Origin of the sequence: Chryseobacterium phosphatilyticum (assembly GCF_002899825.2) — a bacterium.
Taxonomy (GTDB): domain Bacteria; phylum Bacteroidota; class Bacteroidia; order Flavobacteriales; family Weeksellaceae; genus Chryseobacterium; species Chryseobacterium phosphatilyticum.
Genome location: NZ_PPED02000057.1, coordinates 1 through 522, shown reverse-complemented (window position 1 = coordinate 522; position 522 = coordinate 1). Strand labels below are relative to the sequence as shown.

Annotated in this window: 1 protein-coding gene; it reads left to right on the top strand. The window is 69.9% G+C overall.

What is annotated here, in order from left to right:
* The coding region (locus C1631_RS25405) for an elongation factor 1-alpha C-terminal domain-related protein (RefSeq protein WP_497707260.1) at positions 1 to 522 on the top strand (522 nt) is incomplete at both ends.

Genomic DNA, 522 nt, shown 5'->3' with positions numbered 1-522 from the left:
CATCTTCACCGCCGACGGCGATCTGGAACGGGCGAGCGAGGGCCAGTCGGTCACGCTGGTGCTGGCCGACGAAATCGACGCCTCGCGCGGCGCGGTGATCGCGACCTCGGACGCGCCGCTGACGTTGACCGACAGCCTCGACGTGCGCCTGTTCTGGGCCGCCGAATCCGATCTCGTTCCCGGCGCCAACCTGTGGGCGAAGGTCGGCACGCAGACCGTCAACGCGGTGGTGAAGGCGGTGCACCGCCGGATCGATCCGGAGACGGGACAGGCCGGCCCGGCCGACAAGCTCGCGGTCAACGACATCGGCGACGTAACGCTGACCCTCGACCGGCAGATCGCGGTCGATCCCTATGCCGAAAACCGCGACACCGGCAGCCTGATCCTCATCGACCGCGAGACCACGGACACAGCCGCGCTCGGCCTCGTCCAGACGGTCGTTGCGTCGGGCAAGGTCGCTCCGGCGCCGACCGCGTCTGTGACGGCTTCGGCGGAGCCCGCACGTAGCGGCGGTTTGCTGGC